Annotated in this window: 14 protein-coding genes; 8 read left to right on the top strand and 6 right to left on the bottom strand. The window is 69.2% G+C overall.

Annotation, left to right across the window (positions count from 1 at the left end):
* The first annotated feature begins 118 nt into the window (after positions 1–118).
* The 4 genes from ACBJ59_RS23845 to ACBJ59_RS23830 all read left to right on the top strand — a co-directional run bounded on the left by ACBJ59_RS23845 (position 119) and on the right by ACBJ59_RS23830 (position 4,118).
* The gene (locus ACBJ59_RS23845; protein WP_375112445.1) at positions 119–1,018 is read left to right on the top strand and encodes a helix-turn-helix transcriptional regulator; all 900 of its coding nucleotides are present in this window, start codon (positions 119–121) and stop codon (positions 1,016–1,018) included.
* Positions 1,019–1,332: 314 nt separating this feature from the next.
* Positions 1,333–1,941, top strand: coding sequence for a flavin reductase family protein (locus ACBJ59_RS23840; RefSeq protein WP_375112444.1), 609 nt, complete (start codon positions 1,333–1,335; stop codon positions 1,939–1,941).
* A gap of 418 nt (positions 1,942–2,359) precedes the next feature.
* Positions 2,360–2,737 carry a hypothetical protein gene (locus ACBJ59_RS23835; protein ID WP_375112443.1) on the top strand — a complete coding sequence of 126 codons (378 nt, stop codon included), beginning with the start codon at positions 2,360–2,362 and terminating at the stop codon, positions 2,735–2,737.
* 454 nt (positions 2,738–3,191) lie between these two features.
* Positions 3,192–4,118: a hypothetical protein gene (locus ACBJ59_RS23830; protein WP_375112442.1), complete on the top strand. Its 927-nt coding sequence runs from the start codon at positions 3,192–3,194 to the stop codon at positions 4,116–4,118.
* Positions 4,119–4,572: 454 nt separating this feature from the next.
* On the opposite strand, the gene ACBJ59_RS23825 is transcribed toward ACBJ59_RS23830, so the two are convergent.
* The 3 genes from ACBJ59_RS23825 to ACBJ59_RS23815 form a co-directional block, all read right to left on the bottom strand.
* Positions 4,573–5,478, bottom strand: coding sequence for a hypothetical protein (locus ACBJ59_RS23825; protein WP_375112441.1), 906 nt, complete (start codon positions 5,476–5,478; stop codon positions 4,573–4,575).
* A gap of 610 nt (positions 5,479–6,088) precedes the next feature.
* Positions 6,089–6,919 carry a pentapeptide repeat-containing protein gene (locus ACBJ59_RS23820; RefSeq protein ID WP_375112440.1) on the bottom strand — a complete coding sequence of 277 codons (831 nt, stop codon included), beginning with the start codon at positions 6,917–6,919 and terminating at the stop codon, positions 6,089–6,091.
* 415 nt (positions 6,920–7,334) lie between these two features.
* Entirely contained in the window at positions 7,335–8,366 is a 1,032-nt protein-coding gene (locus ACBJ59_RS23815) for a hypothetical protein (protein WP_375112439.1), read from the bottom strand.
* A 514-nt stretch (positions 8,367–8,880) separates the two neighbouring features.
* Here ACBJ59_RS23815 and ACBJ59_RS23810 point away from each other — a divergent pair.
* Positions 8,881–9,114: a DUF6289 family protein gene (locus tag ACBJ59_RS23810; RefSeq protein ID WP_375112438.1), complete on the top strand. Its 234-nt coding sequence runs from the start codon at positions 8,881–8,883 to the stop codon at positions 9,112–9,114.
* A gap of 108 nt (positions 9,115–9,222) precedes the next feature.
* On the opposite strand, the gene ACBJ59_RS23805 is transcribed toward ACBJ59_RS23810, so the two are convergent.
* Positions 9,223–10,107, bottom strand: coding sequence for an SDR family oxidoreductase (locus ACBJ59_RS23805; RefSeq protein WP_375112437.1), 885 nt, complete (start codon positions 10,105–10,107; stop codon positions 9,223–9,225).
* 115 nt (positions 10,108–10,222) lie between these two features.
* Here ACBJ59_RS23805 and ACBJ59_RS23800 point away from each other — a divergent pair, with 115 nt between their 5' ends.
* Positions 10,223–11,155, top strand: coding sequence for a LysR family transcriptional regulator (locus ACBJ59_RS23800; RefSeq protein ID WP_375112436.1), 933 nt, complete (start codon positions 10,223–10,225; stop codon positions 11,153–11,155).
* Positions 11,156–12,063: 908 nt separating this feature from the next.
* Here the strand turns inward: ACBJ59_RS23800 and ACBJ59_RS23795 are convergent.
* Positions 12,064–13,566, bottom strand: a complete 1,503-nt coding sequence (locus ACBJ59_RS23795) for a hypothetical protein (RefSeq protein ID WP_375112435.1) — start codon at positions 13,564–13,566, stop codon at positions 12,064–12,066.
* 1,080 nt (positions 13,567–14,646) lie between these two features.
* Between ACBJ59_RS23795 and ACBJ59_RS23790 the strand changes: the two genes are divergently transcribed.
* Together ACBJ59_RS23790 and ACBJ59_RS23785 are read left to right on the top strand one after the other, a co-directional pair.
* Positions 14,647–15,396 (top strand): hypothetical protein, encoded by a 750-nt coding sequence (locus tag ACBJ59_RS23790; protein ID WP_375112434.1) that lies wholly within the window; start codon positions 14,647–14,649, stop codon positions 15,394–15,396.
* Positions 15,397–15,410: 14 nt separating this feature from the next.
* Complete coding sequence (locus tag ACBJ59_RS23785; RefSeq protein WP_375112433.1) at positions 15,411–15,785, top strand: hypothetical protein; 375 nt, start codon at positions 15,411–15,413, stop codon at positions 15,783–15,785.
* Between the two features lie 363 nt (positions 15,786–16,148).
* Here the strand turns inward: ACBJ59_RS23785 and ACBJ59_RS23780 are convergent, their stop codons facing one another.
* A complete protein-coding gene (locus tag ACBJ59_RS23780; RefSeq protein ID WP_375112432.1) occupies positions 16,149–16,271 on the bottom strand; it encodes a hypothetical protein in 123 nt (40 codons plus the stop codon).
* Between the last annotated feature and the right edge of the window lie 169 nt (positions 16,272–16,440).

Below are 16,440 nucleotides of genomic sequence, written 5' to 3'. Positions count from 1 at the left end.
CCTGCTGATGCCAGGAAACCCGCCTGGCCGCGCGCGAGGCAGAGCGCGTTTATGGGGGGACAAGCTCAACCCCCTTACCGCCGCCACTTGCGCGAACCCTGCGGCTACCGTGGAGGGCATGGACCACCGGCCCGACCACCGCGCCCAGATCCGGGACTTCCTCGCCACCCGGCGCGCCAAGCTCACCCCTGAGCAGGTCGGGCTGCCCACCAGCGGCCGGCGCCGGGTCCCCGGGCTGCGCCGCGAAGAGGTCGCGGTGCTGGCCGGTGTGAGCACCGAGTGGTACACCCGGCTGGAGAAGGGCCACATCGGCGGCGTGTCCGAAGAGGTGCTCGACGCGGTGGCCCAGGCCCTGCGCCTGGACCAGGACGAACGCACCTACCTGTTCGACCTGGCCCACGCCGCCCGGCCCGCCCGCCGCGCGCCCTCGCGCCGCAAGGACGTTCAGGTCCCGCCGCAGGTCCAGTGGATGCTGGACTCCATGACGATGTCGGCGGCGTTCGTACGCAACGGCCGCCAGGACATCGTCACCCACAATGCGCTGGCCCGGGCCCTGCTCGCGCCGGTCTTCGACAGCCCTGCCACCACGCAGTACGGCCGCGCCAACATCGCCCGCTACGTCTTCCTCGACCCGGGCTCGCCGCAGTTCTTCGTCGACTGGGACGAGGCCGCCGTGGTCAGCGCCGCGCTGCTGCGCGCCGAGGCCGGACGCAGGCCCCATGACCGGGCCCTGCGCGACCTCGTCGGTGAGCTGTCCACGCTCAGCACCGAGTTCCGCAGCCAGTGGGCCGTCCACGACGTACGTATCCGCCACGACGGCAGCAAGCGGCTGTGGCACCCGCAGGTCGGCGACCTGGAGCTGACCTACCAGTCCCTCGACCTGCCCATGTCCGACCGGACGGCGTACGGCCTCACCATCTACACCGCCGAACCGGGCGGCACCTCAGAAGAGCGGCTCAAGCTCCTGGCCAGCCTGGCAGCCACCCAGCCGGCACACCCCAGCAGCCAGCCGCGTTGAAGCGCGCCGGCCTGCTCACCGGCGCAGTCAGCCGGGCGCTGCGAACGACTCGCCGTGCCCCGGGGGATTACCCTCCGTCCTCGTCCACGCCCCGCCGTCTGGGGGATCGTCGGCTCCACCCCGGTGGCGTACGGCATGTCGCGCCCCACCGCCCAGCGGTTGTCCGGCGCGGGGTGGAAGATCACGCGGTGGGCCAGCAGGGAGTTGCGTTCGACCAGACCGGCTTGTCCTGCGGGCCGGGGCCGGGGCCGGATACCGCCGTAGCTCCGCGTGGCGGCCACTACACGCTGTGAGCGAAATGGATACTGAACGGTATGCGTGTCGATTTCGACCCCGAGGCCCTGGGTGGGGCGGCTTTCTTCAAGTTCATGACGTCGGTCGTCGTTCCGCGTCCGATCGCGTGGGTGTCCACCGTCACACCCGATGGAGCGGTGGACAACCTCGCTCCTCACTCCTTCTTCAGCATCGCCAGCACCGATCCGCCGATCGTGCAGTTCACCTCGATCGGCCGCAAGGATTCCCTGCGCAATGTCGAGGACACCGGTGAGTTCGTCGTCAATTTCTCCTCCGAACCACTGCTGCATCTGATCCGCGACACCGCCACCGATTTCCCCCGGACCGTCAGCGAATTCGGTACCGCGGGAATCGAACGCGAGCCCAGCCGTCATGTGCGACCTCCCCGGGTGGCCGCCTCTCCCGTTGTCCTGGAGTGCCGTTCGCACACCACTCTGCGCATGGGCAACTCCACCCTGGTCTTCGGCAGGGTGTTCCTCGCGGCGGTGCACGAGGAGTACATCGTCAACGGCCGGCCTGACGCCGAGCGGTTGCGCCCGCTGACCAAGCTCGGCGGCGACGAGTGGGGAACGCTGGGCGAGATTCTGCACCTGAACCGCATCCCCTATGAGGAGCCCCAAGACGCATGAGTCATTCGATCGGAATAGGACCGTAGAGGGCTGTTCAATTTTCGTCGCGGCGCTGGTCTTCTGGGTGGCGACCCATCCGAACTACTTCATGTAGCCCGCGGCGGGCCTACGCTCGACGAGCGCGGGAGCGCTCGGGAACCGCAGTTCCCCGGGCGCCCAGCGCATGGACGAACCGGCTTCCCCTCTGGCAACCGGCCGCACCCCCTCCTGGATACCGGTAACCGCCCGGGCGCACTACGCGAACGCCGCTGATCCGGCCGGTAACCCCCTTGCGCAGCCGCTACTTGCCCCCCATGGGCCGAATGGGGGGACGCGTCACGGGGCGCCGGAGGTCGTTGAATCGGGCACGCCTGACATACCGCGGACATACCGCTCGTCCGTATCGTTCCTCCACATCGGTCCAAGGAACGAAAGGGACATGAGAATCATGCGGATATCGGTCGGAATTACCGTCCTGGCAGTCGCCGCCGGACTGCTCGCGGGAGTCCAGCCGGCGGGCGCCGCCACGACACAAGCAGCAGCGTGCAGCGTCAGCCCAGGCATTCCTTACAAGGATGGCGCTCACGTCAGAGGTACGGTCGCGTGGGTCGGCGACTGCGGGCAGATGACTCTGAAGGTGCAGCGCAAGCGATGGTACGGCTGGCAGACCATGAATTCGGACACGTGGACCAAGGACCCCGACAAGAAGGTCGGACTCCCGGCGAAATGTGGTGACGGCACCTACGACTGGCGTGTCTGGGTCTACGCAGAAAAAGCTGGTGGCTTCACCAACAGCAGCAGGAAGATCACTTGCTGATCCCGATCTCGTGAGGACCGTTTTGCAGGGTACGGCATCCGGCACGCCCCTCATTCACGCCCTTGGCGGCGGCCGGGAGAGCGGCGCTTCGTTCCGGGAGTAGCCGTAGGAGGTGCAGCGGCAGGTGAGTCGTTCCGGCTGCGCGCGGTCCACCTGATACGTCCGGTTTCGAGGCAGGTGGATGGATCGCTGCGCCTCAAGCGGTCATGCCCTGGACCTGCTGATCAGGAACCACCTGGCCGGCCTCGGTCAGGGTCTTGCGCACCACTCCGACTGACACCTTCACCTCGGCAGCGATGGTGCGGATGGACTCGCCGCGCTGCCGCCGCGACAGGATGCGGCACGCTTGTCGTCGTCGACCACCGGCAAGCCGTCCTGGTCCTGCCGGCGCCGCGAAGCGAAGCCTTGGCCTCGCCCGTCGCTTCCCGCTGGGTTCGGCGCCTATGGCACAGTCATGAGCGTGCCGCTGGACGAGTTGCCGAACTGGTTGCCGGCCTGGTGTCTTGACCATCTGGGCGGCGAACCCGCCGACGTGCTGTTCCGGACCCAACAGGTCTCGATGGTGTTCGGTCTGCGGTTGGCCGGTGGCCGGGACGTGGTGGTCAAGGCACGTGCCGACGACGGCCGGGCGGGGTCGTGTGTTGCGGCGCAGGCCCGGCTGGCCGAGCGCGGGTTTCCGTGTGCCCGGCCGCTGACGCCGGTGGTCGGTGTCGGTGCGCTGGCCGTGCACGCTGAGGAATTCCGGCCAGGCGGCGAGGTGCTGCACGGCGACTCGCCGGACACGGCCGTGCGTTGCGCGGAGGTGTTCGCTCGGCTGATGGCCGAACTCGCCGGTGTGATCGTCACGCCGCCGTTGCCGAATCCGCCCTGGGTACGCTGGGACGAGACCGGTTCTGAGACGTGGCCGGCGATCGACTTCCTCGACGGCCTGGACCAGACTGTCGTGCCCGAGCACATCGTCGAGGCGGCTGAGCGGACCCGGGAGCGGCTGCTGACCGCCGGTCTGCCGTGCGTGTTGGGCCACGCCGATTTCGAGGCGCAGAACCTGCGGTGGCAGGTGCGGCAGGTGTGGGCGGTGCACGACTGGGACAGCCTGGCGTGGCAGCCGGAGGCGGCGCTGGTGGGAGCGGCGAGCGGGTCGTTCGCCAGTGCCGGGCCGCCGACGCTGGCGCCGATCGAGAGCTCCGAGGCCTTCCTGGTGGCCTATCAGGGCTTTCGGGGGCGCGTGTTCACGCCCGTGGAGATGGAGATCGCATGGGCGGCCAGCGTGTGGATGGCTGCGTACAACGCCCGGGAGATGGCACTGTGCGGTGGCCCCCCGGCGGGCGGCGATGCGCTGCGGGCACAGGCGGCCGAACGCCTCCGCCGGGCGAATGCCTAGCCCCGCAGGCGAGCCCGGAGAGCGTCCACCCCAGACCAGCACCGGCGGTCGATTCCCAGATCTTCAAGCTGCCCGAACGGGCCTGTAGCCGCAGGAGGTGACACGCTCACCCAGCGAATCCAGGTACTCGCAGACCACGAGCTGGATCTTGGCGCGGTAGGCCTTGCGGAGGTCAACGTCGTCGAAGCTGGTTCCTCCGGCTGCCATTCCGCTTTCAGCAGCGACGGCTCGGTGTCGCCATAAACGGTCCCGGCCTGCCTGTCGGGCAGGGGAGCCTGCCTGGCGCTCACGACCAGGTGTGGCGCCGCGTCTGTGGCCCACGGATCCAGGGTCCTCGGGAAGACTCTCTCGCGCGGCTGGTCCAGCACGTTGAGGACCACGATGGTCGCGGCGATCGCGGAGCACCGGCAACGAGTCGACTCTCTGGCAGCGCGTCAGAGCGGTCACGGCTTCCCTATTGCACCGGCTTCAGTACCGCCTGCAGGAGCACGACGCCCTCGCCGTACTTGTCCTTCAGCCGTTGCTGGAGCTCCTCACTGGCCACCCAGACGCCCACGACCACCTGCTCCTTCATGACGTCGACGGAAGTCGAGGTGAAGGGCTGGCCCAGATCGTCGCCGATGAACTCCTGGATCTGCCGCAGCGTTTCCTGGCTGCGCCGGGCCTGGCTGACGCAGAGCGCGCCACCCCAGGTCTCCCGGATCCACGCCTCCCTGCCGGCCAGGTCGCCCGTGAACTTCACGTTCAGCACCAGCTTGGTCGGGTCGTTGGCGTACTTCTCCGACCACTCCCGCTTGCTGCCGTCGTAGCCGGGGATCGAGTCCAGATAGCTCTGGTCCAGCCACACCCCGCCCACGGCTTCCTCATTCTGCAGCCGCTGCTGAGTCGCCTGGAGCGCTTCCTGGGTGGCCTTGGCGGGATCAGCCGGCCGCCGGCCGCCCTCCGGGACGGGGCACGGGCTGTCGAACCTGTGCTCCTCCGGCCTGCCCTGGGCCGCCGCCCCTGGTGGTTCGGTCAGGGTCAGCCGGGAGCCGTCCCAGGTGCCGACCACCCGATACTGACCCCACTTCGTACCCTGGACGCTCTCGTGCTCAACCTTGGACCAGTCCCAGCCGACGATGTCCGGCCCACTGCACTGGGGTGGCAGCGACGCGGCCATCGCGGCGCACAGCTGCGGCCCGTGGCCGGGGTCCTCCAGGACGGAGACGGCGTCGGCCGCGTACGTGACCGGCTTGCTGGCCGCCACTCCGCTGCCGCAGGCGGTCAGCACCATGAGGGCGAGGAAGGCGAGTGAGCGCATGACCTTCAGACGTGCGAACGCTCCGCAGAGGTTCAGCAGCATGCGCTCGAGGTCACCCAAGAGGACACCTCTCTCGCCTGAGTGCACTGATCCGAGTGTCGGCAGGCGACCCGGTGATCGGCCAGCCGCGGGTGCCCAGCTGGTCTTGTTCGTCGCGTGGCGCGCTGGCTGCGAGGCCGACGGAGCCGTAGCCGAGGTGGGCGCTGTCGTACAGGGGGTGCCGTAAACGCGTCTGTCACCAGCCGCCATCGGGGCTTCTGACGTCTTTTGCCGGGTTTTGCCCATGATGAACTGCGGCCGGTGTGCGGGCAGATGTCGACGGCAGCCGGTAAGACGAGCGGGGACGGGGCGCCGTTCGGACAGGAGCAGCGGGCCGCGAGTGCGTGGCGTCGGACGGGACCGACGGAGCGGCCCAGCGCATCTTCGCTCGGCGGTGAGAATCGCTTCACTCGGTCCGAACGAGCGACTTAACGCAGGTCACGGCCCAGCACGCCCGAAGCTACGGCGGGTCGCAAGCTTGATGTCAAGCCCTCCCGGTCACCCAGAGCTACTGCGGCTGGTCGCACGGGCCCGAGCGGAAGGCCGTCAAAGACCGGCCCGCCGACCAGGAGATCCCGTTACGACGCCGCATCGCCGCCATGTCGATCAGGCCTTGGGTGCCCAGATGCGATCAGAAAATCGTGGTCGTATCGACACGGGCGACTTTCCTGATTTCGTCCTCTGTGACTCCCCGTACGCCGCCCAGGTTCGTGCCGGTCAGGTCCGCGCCTGTCAGGTTCGCGCCTGTCAAGTCCGCGCCAGCCAGGTACGCCAGGACCAGGTACGCATGAGGAACGCGAATCTGGGACAGGTTGGGCACACGCCGATTGCGGGCAAGGTCGTAGGAAGTGTCGCGAAGGCCGATGACGGTCAACGCGCCCTGCACGTCAGTGGTGGGCTCCGGGGGCAGATCCTTGTCTTTGACGCTGGGCTTCGGGTCGTGCTCGCGAACGAACGCGGCCAGCACGTCGTAAACGGCCACATGGTCGCGCGGGGAGTCTTGCGCGAGCCGTTCCAGGGCGTATATGCCGCCCAGACGAACATCCGTCTTGTCGGAGCCGAGCTGTTCGACCGCCTTGGTGAACCGATCAGTGACCTGCCCCTGCGTGGAGGCGTCGAGCGACTGCGCCGTGTACCACAGGCCCTGCACAGTGAAGACGACGCCTCCGACAACGACCAGCCCCGTGGCGGCTTGGATCAGGGTGTGGCGGGCGGCGTTGAGCGCCTCCACGCGTTCTGTGGCGGTCATCTGGCCGCGCTCGGCCTGGGTGAGCGGGTGTCGTTCACCTGCGAGGCGGCGCGCGACCGGGCCGATGAGTACGGCGATGCCGAGGACGGCGGCACCGGCCAGGGCGGTACCGGCCAGGATCCAGCGTCCCCACTCCGGGATGATGGCGTACTCGTCAGCCGCGGTCGAGGCGGCCCATAAGATCCCGGCCAGCAGGGGGACGAGCCACAGCAATTGGCGTATCCACCGCCACGCCCAGTGCATCGAGGGGGGCGGGGCCGGCGGAGGAGCCGCTTCTGCGGCTGCGGCCATGCGACGTGCTCTGGCTGCGGTCGCCGCCGTAATGACCTGGCGGGTGGGTAGTCGCGGTTGCCTGGCTCTCATGTCCCTATTGGATCTCTCCCCGAGCGCAAAGGTTCCACGGTTTCGAGCTTGGGGCTCATCGCACGGACCCTGGGCGAGTGGAGGGCCTTTATGTCAAGCCGCCCAGGAACTTCGCGTTGGGGCGTGTTGCTCCATTCCTTACCGGCACCCCTTCTTGGCCTGGCACCAGACCAGCCACGAGGCGACGGCAGCCCGGTTGCGGTTCCAGGTCACCGACGCGCTCGCCCCCCACTGCTCGGCGAGCGTGCTGCTCTCCATCGGCGGCTCAGGGGGCGGCCGTCCCGGCCGGGACGCACAGGGGTCGGGTCCGGAGCTGGTAGGAGACAGCGGCGATGGCCAGCGCCCAGCCGTATCCGCCGAACGCCAGCGACGCCGCTCCGCCGATGCCGAACAGGTCGTCGCTCAAGAGGCCGGCGCCTGCGAGGATCCCGCTTGTGGTGCCGTACACGGCAAGGGTCGGTGCGACCACCCAGACCGGTGCCAGCGGCAGGAACCGGGGCACCCGTCTGCCCGCCAGCCACAGCGTCCAGCGGGGAAAGACCATGCCCCACGGCCGGACAAGTCCCAGCAGCAGGAACACGGCGAGCCCGATGCCGCAGACCCCCGCGAGAAGCATGTACCAGGTCGGCCGGAATCCGTTGGGCTCGATTCCGGGGACACCGGCCGCGCCGAGGGTGTGCAGGACGAGGTACGGAAGCCACGCGCAACCACCGGCGTAGACGATCCGGCGCACCACGGGAGGTGCCGCGTGCGGCGTGGGATGCCGCCGGCCCGAAGCCTGTGGCGGATGCGCCCGGCCGCACCGGGGGCAGAGGCCGGCGGTACGGCGGGCATGCGACAGCGCGGTGGCCACGAACAGGGCTCCGAGGACGGCCAGGCATAACCGCTCGGCGAAGCTCACCCAGTCGCTGTTGCCCTGGCGGTCGCTGACGGTGCCGGTCAGGACCAGCTGGATCAGGTTGAGGAGCACCATGCAGCTACCCGCCAGGGCCAGCACCGCCACGGCCCACGCGCCTGCCGACAAGGCCCGAGGCGGTACCCGTCCACCCCACGGGCGTACGGTGGCGGTGGCGATCGCGGATCCGGCGAGTAGCACCGCGGCGCCCGGCCACGTGGCGTCGGGCAGGCCGAGGTCGGTGACGCCGATGAACGAGCGATATCCCATGAGCGCGGCCACCAGCAGCACGCAGCCGTACAAGGCTGCCGCTCCGCCTGCGGCGTGACCCGCCCACGACGGCCATCGCCGCCACCACCCGATCGACGACGCGATCGCGTGAGTATCGGAACGGCTGTTCATGCGGCTCCTTGGGCTGGGGGAGAGACCCTGGAAGTCTGCTTCGCCGGACCTTTGATTTCGCTGAGAGGCGCTGAGAGTCCCCTCAGCTCGCCGACCGGGAGGCGGCGGTCCGGATCGGCGGGTCGCTCAGGCACGTGATCGCCACTGAGGGTGGCCGGCTCCGCGGCGATCAGCCGGTGCGGCCACGTGGTGCGGCCGGGTCCGAGGGGGAGGACGTAGCGGCGGTGCACCGCGCCGGCGTCGGAGGAGCCGTCGACGGGAAGGCCGGCGGGTCCTGCCCAGGGCGCGTACCAGGACGTCGGCGTGGGCGGCGGTTCGGCCAGCGCCGTCATCCGTGCGTGCTGCCTCCTGCGGATCTCGGCTCCGGACCAGGTGCTGACACAGCATCCTCTGGGGCGGCCCGGCACGTTGTGCCTGTCTGATCCGGCACTGACGACCCGCGCTCGCCTCTTGATCGATCGGGCGTGGCAGCCGACCATCGAGACAGAGCTTCCGACCCCCCCGGAGGGACCCCATGATCCGCCGTGCCCTGCTGGCCACCGTCCTCGCCCTGGCCGCCGTCACCACCGTCACCACAGGAACCGCCCAGGCCCGCGCCTGCAAGCTCGGCCACGCGTGCGTCACCGTCTACTACAGCGACTCCACCCGCACCACCGTGGTCGGAGAGAGGTACGAGGACTGCAATGGGGCGGTCGACATGTGGGGCGTCCGCAGCGGCTACCTGGACTTCTACGAGAGCCCTTGCTGACAGGCGTCAGGGCGCGACAAGGCGGTTCGACAGGCTGCAAGGCCGCCGCGGAGCGCGGCTCCCAGCCGCCGGGCAGGACCTGGAGGAGGAACTGGCGGTGCTGGGAGCTCAGCCCGTGAAGTAGTGTCCCGCGTTCAGATCGGCGATGAGCCCGGGCCGGCCGGGACGCCAGTCCAGCAGCTTCTGGGTCAGGGCGGAGGAGGCCGGCGTGTCCGGCGTGACGAAGGAGGCCAGCCAGCCGAAGTGCTCGCCCGCCTCCCGCGCGGTGATCGCGGTCACCGGCACGCCGAGCCGGTGACCGATGACGCCGGCGACGTCGCGTACCGGCACGCCCTCCTCGGCGACGGCGTGCAGCCGCGCGCCCGCGGGAGCCTCCTCCAGGGCCAGCCGGTACAGGCGGGCGGCATCCAGCCGGTGCACGCTCGGCCAGCGCTGGCCGCCGTCTCCCACGTACGCGGAGACGCCCTTCGCGCGGGCGATGCCGATCGCGGTCGCGACGAACCCCGGGTCGCCCTCCCCATGCACCAGCGGCAGCCGCAACACCGAGACCCGCACCCCGCGCTCCACGAACGACAGCGCCACCTGTTCGGCGGCCCCCCGGGGCGAATGTGTCCCCGGCTCGTCCTCCTCAGTGCCGACGCGGCCAGGCGGGAGCAGGCCGGTGCCCGAGGTGCTCACGAACGGGCGGCCGGACCCCGTTAGCGCCTCGCCGAGCGCCGCGATGGCCCGCCGGTCGGTCTGGTTGGCAGCCTCGAAGTTCGTGAAGTCGTGCACGAAGGCCAGGTGGATGACGCCCTCCGCGGCGGCGGCCCCGGCGCGCAGGCCGGCGAGGTTGTCGAGCGAGCCCGGGTGTGGCTCGGCTCCCGCGGCCCTCAACGCGGCGGCGGCCTCGTCCGTACGGGCCAGACCGGAAACCTGGTGCCCGGCCTCGATGAGCTCACGAACGACGGCGGAACCCACGAATCCCGTGGCACCGGTGACGAAAACACGCATGATGATCTCCTTCTTCAGCGGTGTTCCCATCGTCGGAGCCGGCGCCGTACGGCGTCCAAAGCCTGTTCCTCATCGCGCAATACGTTTCAGGCATCACCGCAGTAGGCTGCGGTGTATGCCCGACTCGCCCGACCTCGATCTGCGGCTCGTGCGCTACTTCACGGCGGTCGCCGAGCACGGGCACTTCGGCCGCGCCGCCGAGGCCCTGCACATCACCCAGCCGTCGCTGAGCCGGCAGATCCGCGGCCTCGAGCGGCAACTGGGCGCCCGCCTGCTCGACCGTACCCCGCAGGGCACGCGGCTCACCGAGGCGGGCGAGGTCTTCCTGCCCCGCGCCAAGACGCTGCTGCGCTCGGCCGCCCAGGCGGCGGCGCAGACCCGCGCCGCCGCTCGGCCCAGCGGGATCACGATCGGGTACACGGCGGGCCTCATCGTCACGCCGGCCGTGCGCGAGCTGCGCCGCCTGCACCCGGACGCCGACGTACGCACCTCACACGTGGCCTGGAACGAGCCGCGCCCCGCCCTGCTCGACCATCGTGTGGACGCGGTGGTGACCCGGCTGCCGTTGGTGACCGATGGGCTCGACGTGACGATCCTGTACGACGAGCCGCGCATGCTGCTGCTCTCGCGCGACCACCGCCTGGCGGGCCGAGAATCCGTGACGCTGGACGACATCGCCGACGAGCCGCTGCCCCGGCTGGCCGACCCGGACCCGGCCTGGGAGGCGTACTGGCGCATCGATCCCAGGCCCGACGGCCGCCCGGCCCCCGACGGCCCGCTCATCGCCGGCATCGAGGACAAGTACGAGGCGATCGCCGCCGGCGAGGCGGTGGCCATCGCGGCCGGCCCGATCTTCGTCAGCCTCCGCCCGGACCTCACCTCGATCCCCCTGGAGGGCGTCGAACCGAGTCACGTCGTGCTGGCCACCCGGGCCGGCGACCGCAACCGCCTGGTGGCGGCGTTCCGCAAGTCCGCCAGGGCACTGCTCACCAGCTCGCGGGCAACCCTGGGGTGGTCGGAGCCAGCGGGCGGTCCGGCGGGTGGATGACGTACGACCCGCCGCCGCTGGTGCTGCGCAGCCGCACCTTCTCGAAGCTTCTCCGAGCAGGACCGGCAAGCCCTTACCGACCTGATCAACCAGTGCCCGCAGGAAGCGTGCACGGGCCTGTCCGGCGCTCCTGAGCCATCCGCCCGTCCACCCGAGTTGCGGCCGCCGCGTTCGCTGTGGTGGGGGCTCTTCCAGCTGCGCTGCTAGTCGGCGCGGCCGACTGGGGTGGTGAGCACCTGGCTGCTGCCGGCTGTACGCCGCCAGCGGCACCACGAACCGGCCACCGCGTACACCACGCACGACGCCAGCTGAGCGCCGGGTGACCGAGCTCTACACCAAAGCCGCCGAGCAGTTCGGCAGCGACCAGGCCCCAGTCCGGCTGGCAGGCCTGTACGCGCTGCAGCGCCTGGCCCGGGACCCCGGCACTGCGTCAGATCATTGTGGACGTGTGCCGCGCTTGCCGGCGTCGCCGCCCGGTCGGCCTGCTGCTGATCGCGGGTTGTCTTGCCGTGGTTGTCGTGCCGCTGGTCACGATCTTCATAGATCGTGCCTGCGTTCGTCGCGCGCCACGCAATCGGGCCCGACTATGACGGCCATCCGGCGCGCCTGGTCGCGTTCGTTCTGTTCCTCATCGGGTTCGATTTCGACTTGCTGGCAACTTGAGGGCACATCCCACCAGCTGAGCCTCTCACCCTCTCCGCCCGGACATCGCTCTGTTGAGACCGGGGTCTGCTCGGGCAGCACCGTAAGCGCGCGAGCAACCAGCGGATGCCTGTCACCGTCCGGAGAGCCGCGCGAATGGAGTGCAGCAGCCAGGGCACCCCGCGACCCTGCCATCACCTGCTGAGCAGCGGCGCTGAACGTTGGCGCCTCTTGACACTCGGGTGTCGCCGCCCGGAGCGGGCGCCTCAGAAATCGCGCCAGTCGTCGAACCATTCGTCGGCCTGGGTGGTGCTGATGCCGGCGCGTTCGGCCAGGTCGGCGAAGGCTTCGCCGGATTCCTCGCGTCTGATGGTGTCGATGAAGCCGTCGTGACGCTCGTCCACCAGATTGAGCGTCTCGATGAAAGCGCGAAGCGCCGATTTCGCGGCTTCGGCCCGCTCCCCGGGATCGCCGGGGAGGTCGCCAAGGGCGCGCGAGGCGGTCGTGTAGGCCTTGCAGGCGGCCGCGGCAGCGCGCCGGTCGTCCTCGATCCAGTCGCGGAACGGGTTGTTCAGGTTCTCGGCGAGCCAATCGTCCGACTTCGCGCCTTGGACGACGAGATCCAGCTCGGACCGGCGGTACCGGGACTTCAGCAGCTTCGCCGTCTCCCGCCTGATCCCGTCCACGTGCAGCGAACGCAGCGCGGGCCAAGTTTCCGGCAACGAGGAGGCATCGAGGGCGTACGCGGAGTTGAGCTCCAGACTGAAGAGCGAGAGGAAACGACTGAGCTGCCGCGCCTCGGCCAACTCGCCAGGAGACGTCGTCCAGTCGATGCGCAGGACCTCGAGGTCATCCAAACCGGACAACGACGCGACGGAAAAGGATCCTCGCACGCTGAGCTGAAGGTTGCGGACGGAGCGCAGACCTGGGGGTATGGACGGGTCCGGCGAAATGATGAAGAGCCCGACGCGCGCGCCGTCCGCCTCGGCCACGACCTCCGGCGGCTCACCGGAGAGCTCCACGAATGTCAGCCTTTCGAACCGGTCCGGCAGCAGCAGCCGTCGGGGAGAGCTTCCGCTGAGCCACAACGACGTGACACGCGTCGGGGAGAGGTCGACGAGCGGCGGCGCGTTCTGCCAGCGCAGCGCGGAGATGACAGGACGGCGGCCGATGGCCTCGATCAGCCCGCGGTCAGTCCCCTCCCAGGTCAGGCCGGTCAGCATCGGCAGGGCGTCGAGCTGGGACCAGTCGGGTGTTGCGTCAGGCGGGACGGCGGCCAGTTTGGGAAAGTCCAGGTGGCTCGTTCCCAGGCGGAACGTCTTCCGCCCGTGTCCGAAGTCCAGCTCCACCCTCGTCGATGGGATCACGGCAGCGGCCTTGTAGGCCGCCTTCGCCGCCTCGGGAAGGGACAGATCCCAGTGCCACTGCAGGTTCGCCTGGATGAGCACGTACACCCATCCTCCGGAACGCGGGCAGTTCGCAACGGGCTCGATGCCGTCCAGCGTGCCGATCCAGCGCAGGTCGGAAGGCGGAGTCTCGGTTCGGTCGATGGATATCACGGCGGGTTCCGCCGCATGTGAATGGTGATCAAGAATCAGCGTACCCGCGACTGCCACGTCCTCCAGGGACGGCACCGTCTCGGAGTGCCAGTCGAGCACGCCCACGATGAGGTGATCGCCGTCCATCCCCACGATCCTGCAGGCGCCGAATCCGCCGATGCGTAACGGTATGACCGCCGTGTCCCCGATCCTGCGATCAGTTCCGCTCACGGGGGAGACGCTAGCAGCCCGCAACTCCCACCGGCATTCAGCGAGCCGATGCCACGTTGGCGACGTACGCCCGCAGCAGCCTGCGCCCCTGCTCGATCATGGCGGCGTCACCTTCCCGTGAGGCGGTGAAGGCGAGCTCGAGTGTGGCCGCCGTGCCTGGATGGCCAGCCGCATGACGCGGTACGGGTCGGCAACGGCGCAACCCGGCCTCCTCCCGCGCAAGTGGTACGTCACCGTGAAGCCCGTTTTCATCCCCTGAAGTACGTACGAAGTGCTGAGGAACCATACTCGATCGGTCGCGATAGACGCCGAAGCCCGCCCGCTCGGCCAGGATGGGGCTTCACCACAGCCATGTGGTGAAGCCCGTCGACTTCCCGTCCGCCGGTAGAACCAGGCAGGTGTGCCGTGAGCGCGCTGGTCTCCATGAGCTGTTTCCTTCTCGCCGGGCTGTTCCTCGGCGTCGCGATCCGGATGGAACTCAACCGGAGGAGGGCGCGCGCGGATCAGAGTGGGGAGTCCGCCCCCGCGGCAGAGCCTTCCGCGCCGCCCGGCGCGGCGTCGTTCACAAGGCATAGCTTGACGCCCTCGCGGCCGGCACCCTCATTCGCGGACGTCTCGCTGGATCGAGCGGCCGACGCGTCCCGGCCTGACAAGCCAGAGAGCAGCATGTCGGGTCCGTCTCCCTCGTCCGAGTTCTCTCCTGCGCTCTCACCCGCCGATTTCAGGCTCCCCGCGCCATCGAGACCGCCTCGCAACCAAGCGCAATCAGCCCGGCGTGACCGGAAATCTCCGCAATATCATTCCAGCCAAGTCCCCTCTCAAGCGCCCGAACCTGCACAGGATGCACGGCGGCCACCGGAGCGCAACAATAAAGAGCCACGCCGCGAAGACGATCCCCCGCCTTCCGGCACCCGGACGCGGACGCGCACGACGCGTGTGGTGCGGAAGATCCCGCTGCCAGCCCGCGCCGAGCCCGGCCGCACTCGCCCGCCCCAGCCGGCCGTGGTCACGATAGCCGTGGAACCACACGTCCGGCTTGAGCCGCATGGCACTGGATCCCGGCCCGTTCACGACGTCACCTTGTACAAGTTCTCCCACGTGCTCATCGGGAACGACAACAAGGCCGAACGGACGATCAAATACCGCATCAGAAGCGTGAGGTTCGATGCGGATGAGCTGGCGGGGAAACTCCGGGGTGGTGACGCCCGCAAGGCGCTGATCCGCCTGATCGGCGATCCGGACGACCGCCGGGCCAACGACCGGTTCCGGGCCGAGCTCACGAAATCCCGTGGACCAGACGACCGCCACAGGCACATGGTGAGCTTCAGGGTGACCCGTCATGTCGACGTGACGGCGATCGGCTGTGACGTCGTCGCATGGGGAAACCGGAACACCGCCCGGATGAAGATCAGTCATGTGATCGCCCGTGGCGGGATACCCGTGTCTACGCTGTTGGGAGGGGATCCGGAACTGGTCGCGACCTTCGCCCGCCTTCTGCGGGATCCCTCGAATCGCGAGATCGCGCAGCAGTTTAACCGGCGTATCGGCGCTGCCACCCGGGACCTGGCTCCGGAAAAGCTGATGCGCACCCTGGCTTGCGACGGCGGCCCTACTCGCGTCGTGCGATCCGGGGACGGACTGTCCGCGTACGGCGACTCCGCCACGACGGGCACCGTCGGGCGCGACAACCGGATCGTCCAGAAGATACGCACCGAGATCGGGAAGATTCCCGAACCGGCCAAAGAGGTCGCACGCCGCACCCGCGAGGTGTCCGGAATGACAAGAGACATCTCCAGAATGCACGGGCCGTTCGAGAGACCCGGGCGATAGTCGAGGAGGAAGCCATGGCAGAAGGCCGCCGCTCCGCCATGTGGTCAGCCATTCTGATCTCGTCCGGCGCTCTGGCGGGGCTGGGCGTCTTTCTGTACGACCATACGTTGCAGAGCGCCGATCAACTCGCGAGCGTCGGCGGCTTCGTCACGGGGGTTGTGGGCATGGTGGGCGCCGCCCTCGGCACGATGACATCAAGGAGGTCCGCATCGGAGGCCACGGTGGCATCGCCGTTACAGGAGCCGGCCGTCCCCGAACGGTCGGGGCCCACGAACATCGCGATAGGCTGCGGAGTCGTCATCAACGGCGATGGCAACACCATCGACGCGTCGCAGGAACTCCGGAAAGGCAAGAAGCGTAAGCCCCGCCGGCGCGCGCAGTTGTCCTGACCCGAGGCGCCGGGTCGGGCGGCGTTCGTGACGGCCAGGATCGCCGGTCATGCCGCCGGGTTGCCGCCGCGCGCCGAAGCCGGTGGCGGGCTGCCGCAGGTGGGCGGGTTCGTCGATGATCCTATTGCCGAGCACCGACAGCAGGCACCGCGCGACGGACACCACCACGACGGGCCAGAGCTGACCTCTCGACCAGCCGTCGAGCCAGGCGGCCACGAAGGGGATGCAACCGCCGACGATGTCGTGGGTGAAGGTGACGCCGGTGTAGCGGTCCGGACGTCGAACAGCTCCGACACATCGTGGCCTGCGAGGCGAGCGTCAGGTCGTTGCAGAGGGTGAAGATCATGACGAAGGCGGCCCAGATCACCACGGAGTGCCGGTGTCGAGCATGAAGAAGGGGTAGAACAGCACCGCTGCCGCGACCGATCCGGCGACCATCGCTGGGCGGCGCCCGTACCTGTCGCACAGCCAGCCCGCGGTTGGCACGGTGACCAGCTGGCGATCAACACGAAGGCGTTCTTTGATGGGCGTTCTAGGGCGCGTATTGGGTTGTGATCAAGGGGTGGGTCGTGTGAGGTCTTTGATCCAAATCATCGCGCCACGAAGGTGGAGGCCGGCGATGTAGCTCTCAGGGGTCTTGTCGTAGCGGGTGGCG

The organism is Nonomuraea sp. MTCD27 (assembly GCF_041950495.1).
Classification (GTDB): Bacteria; Actinomycetota; Actinomycetes; order Streptosporangiales; family Streptosporangiaceae; genus Nonomuraea.
Note: the sequence above shows the minus strand (reverse complement) of the source record. Positions and strands in the feature narration are given on the sequence as shown.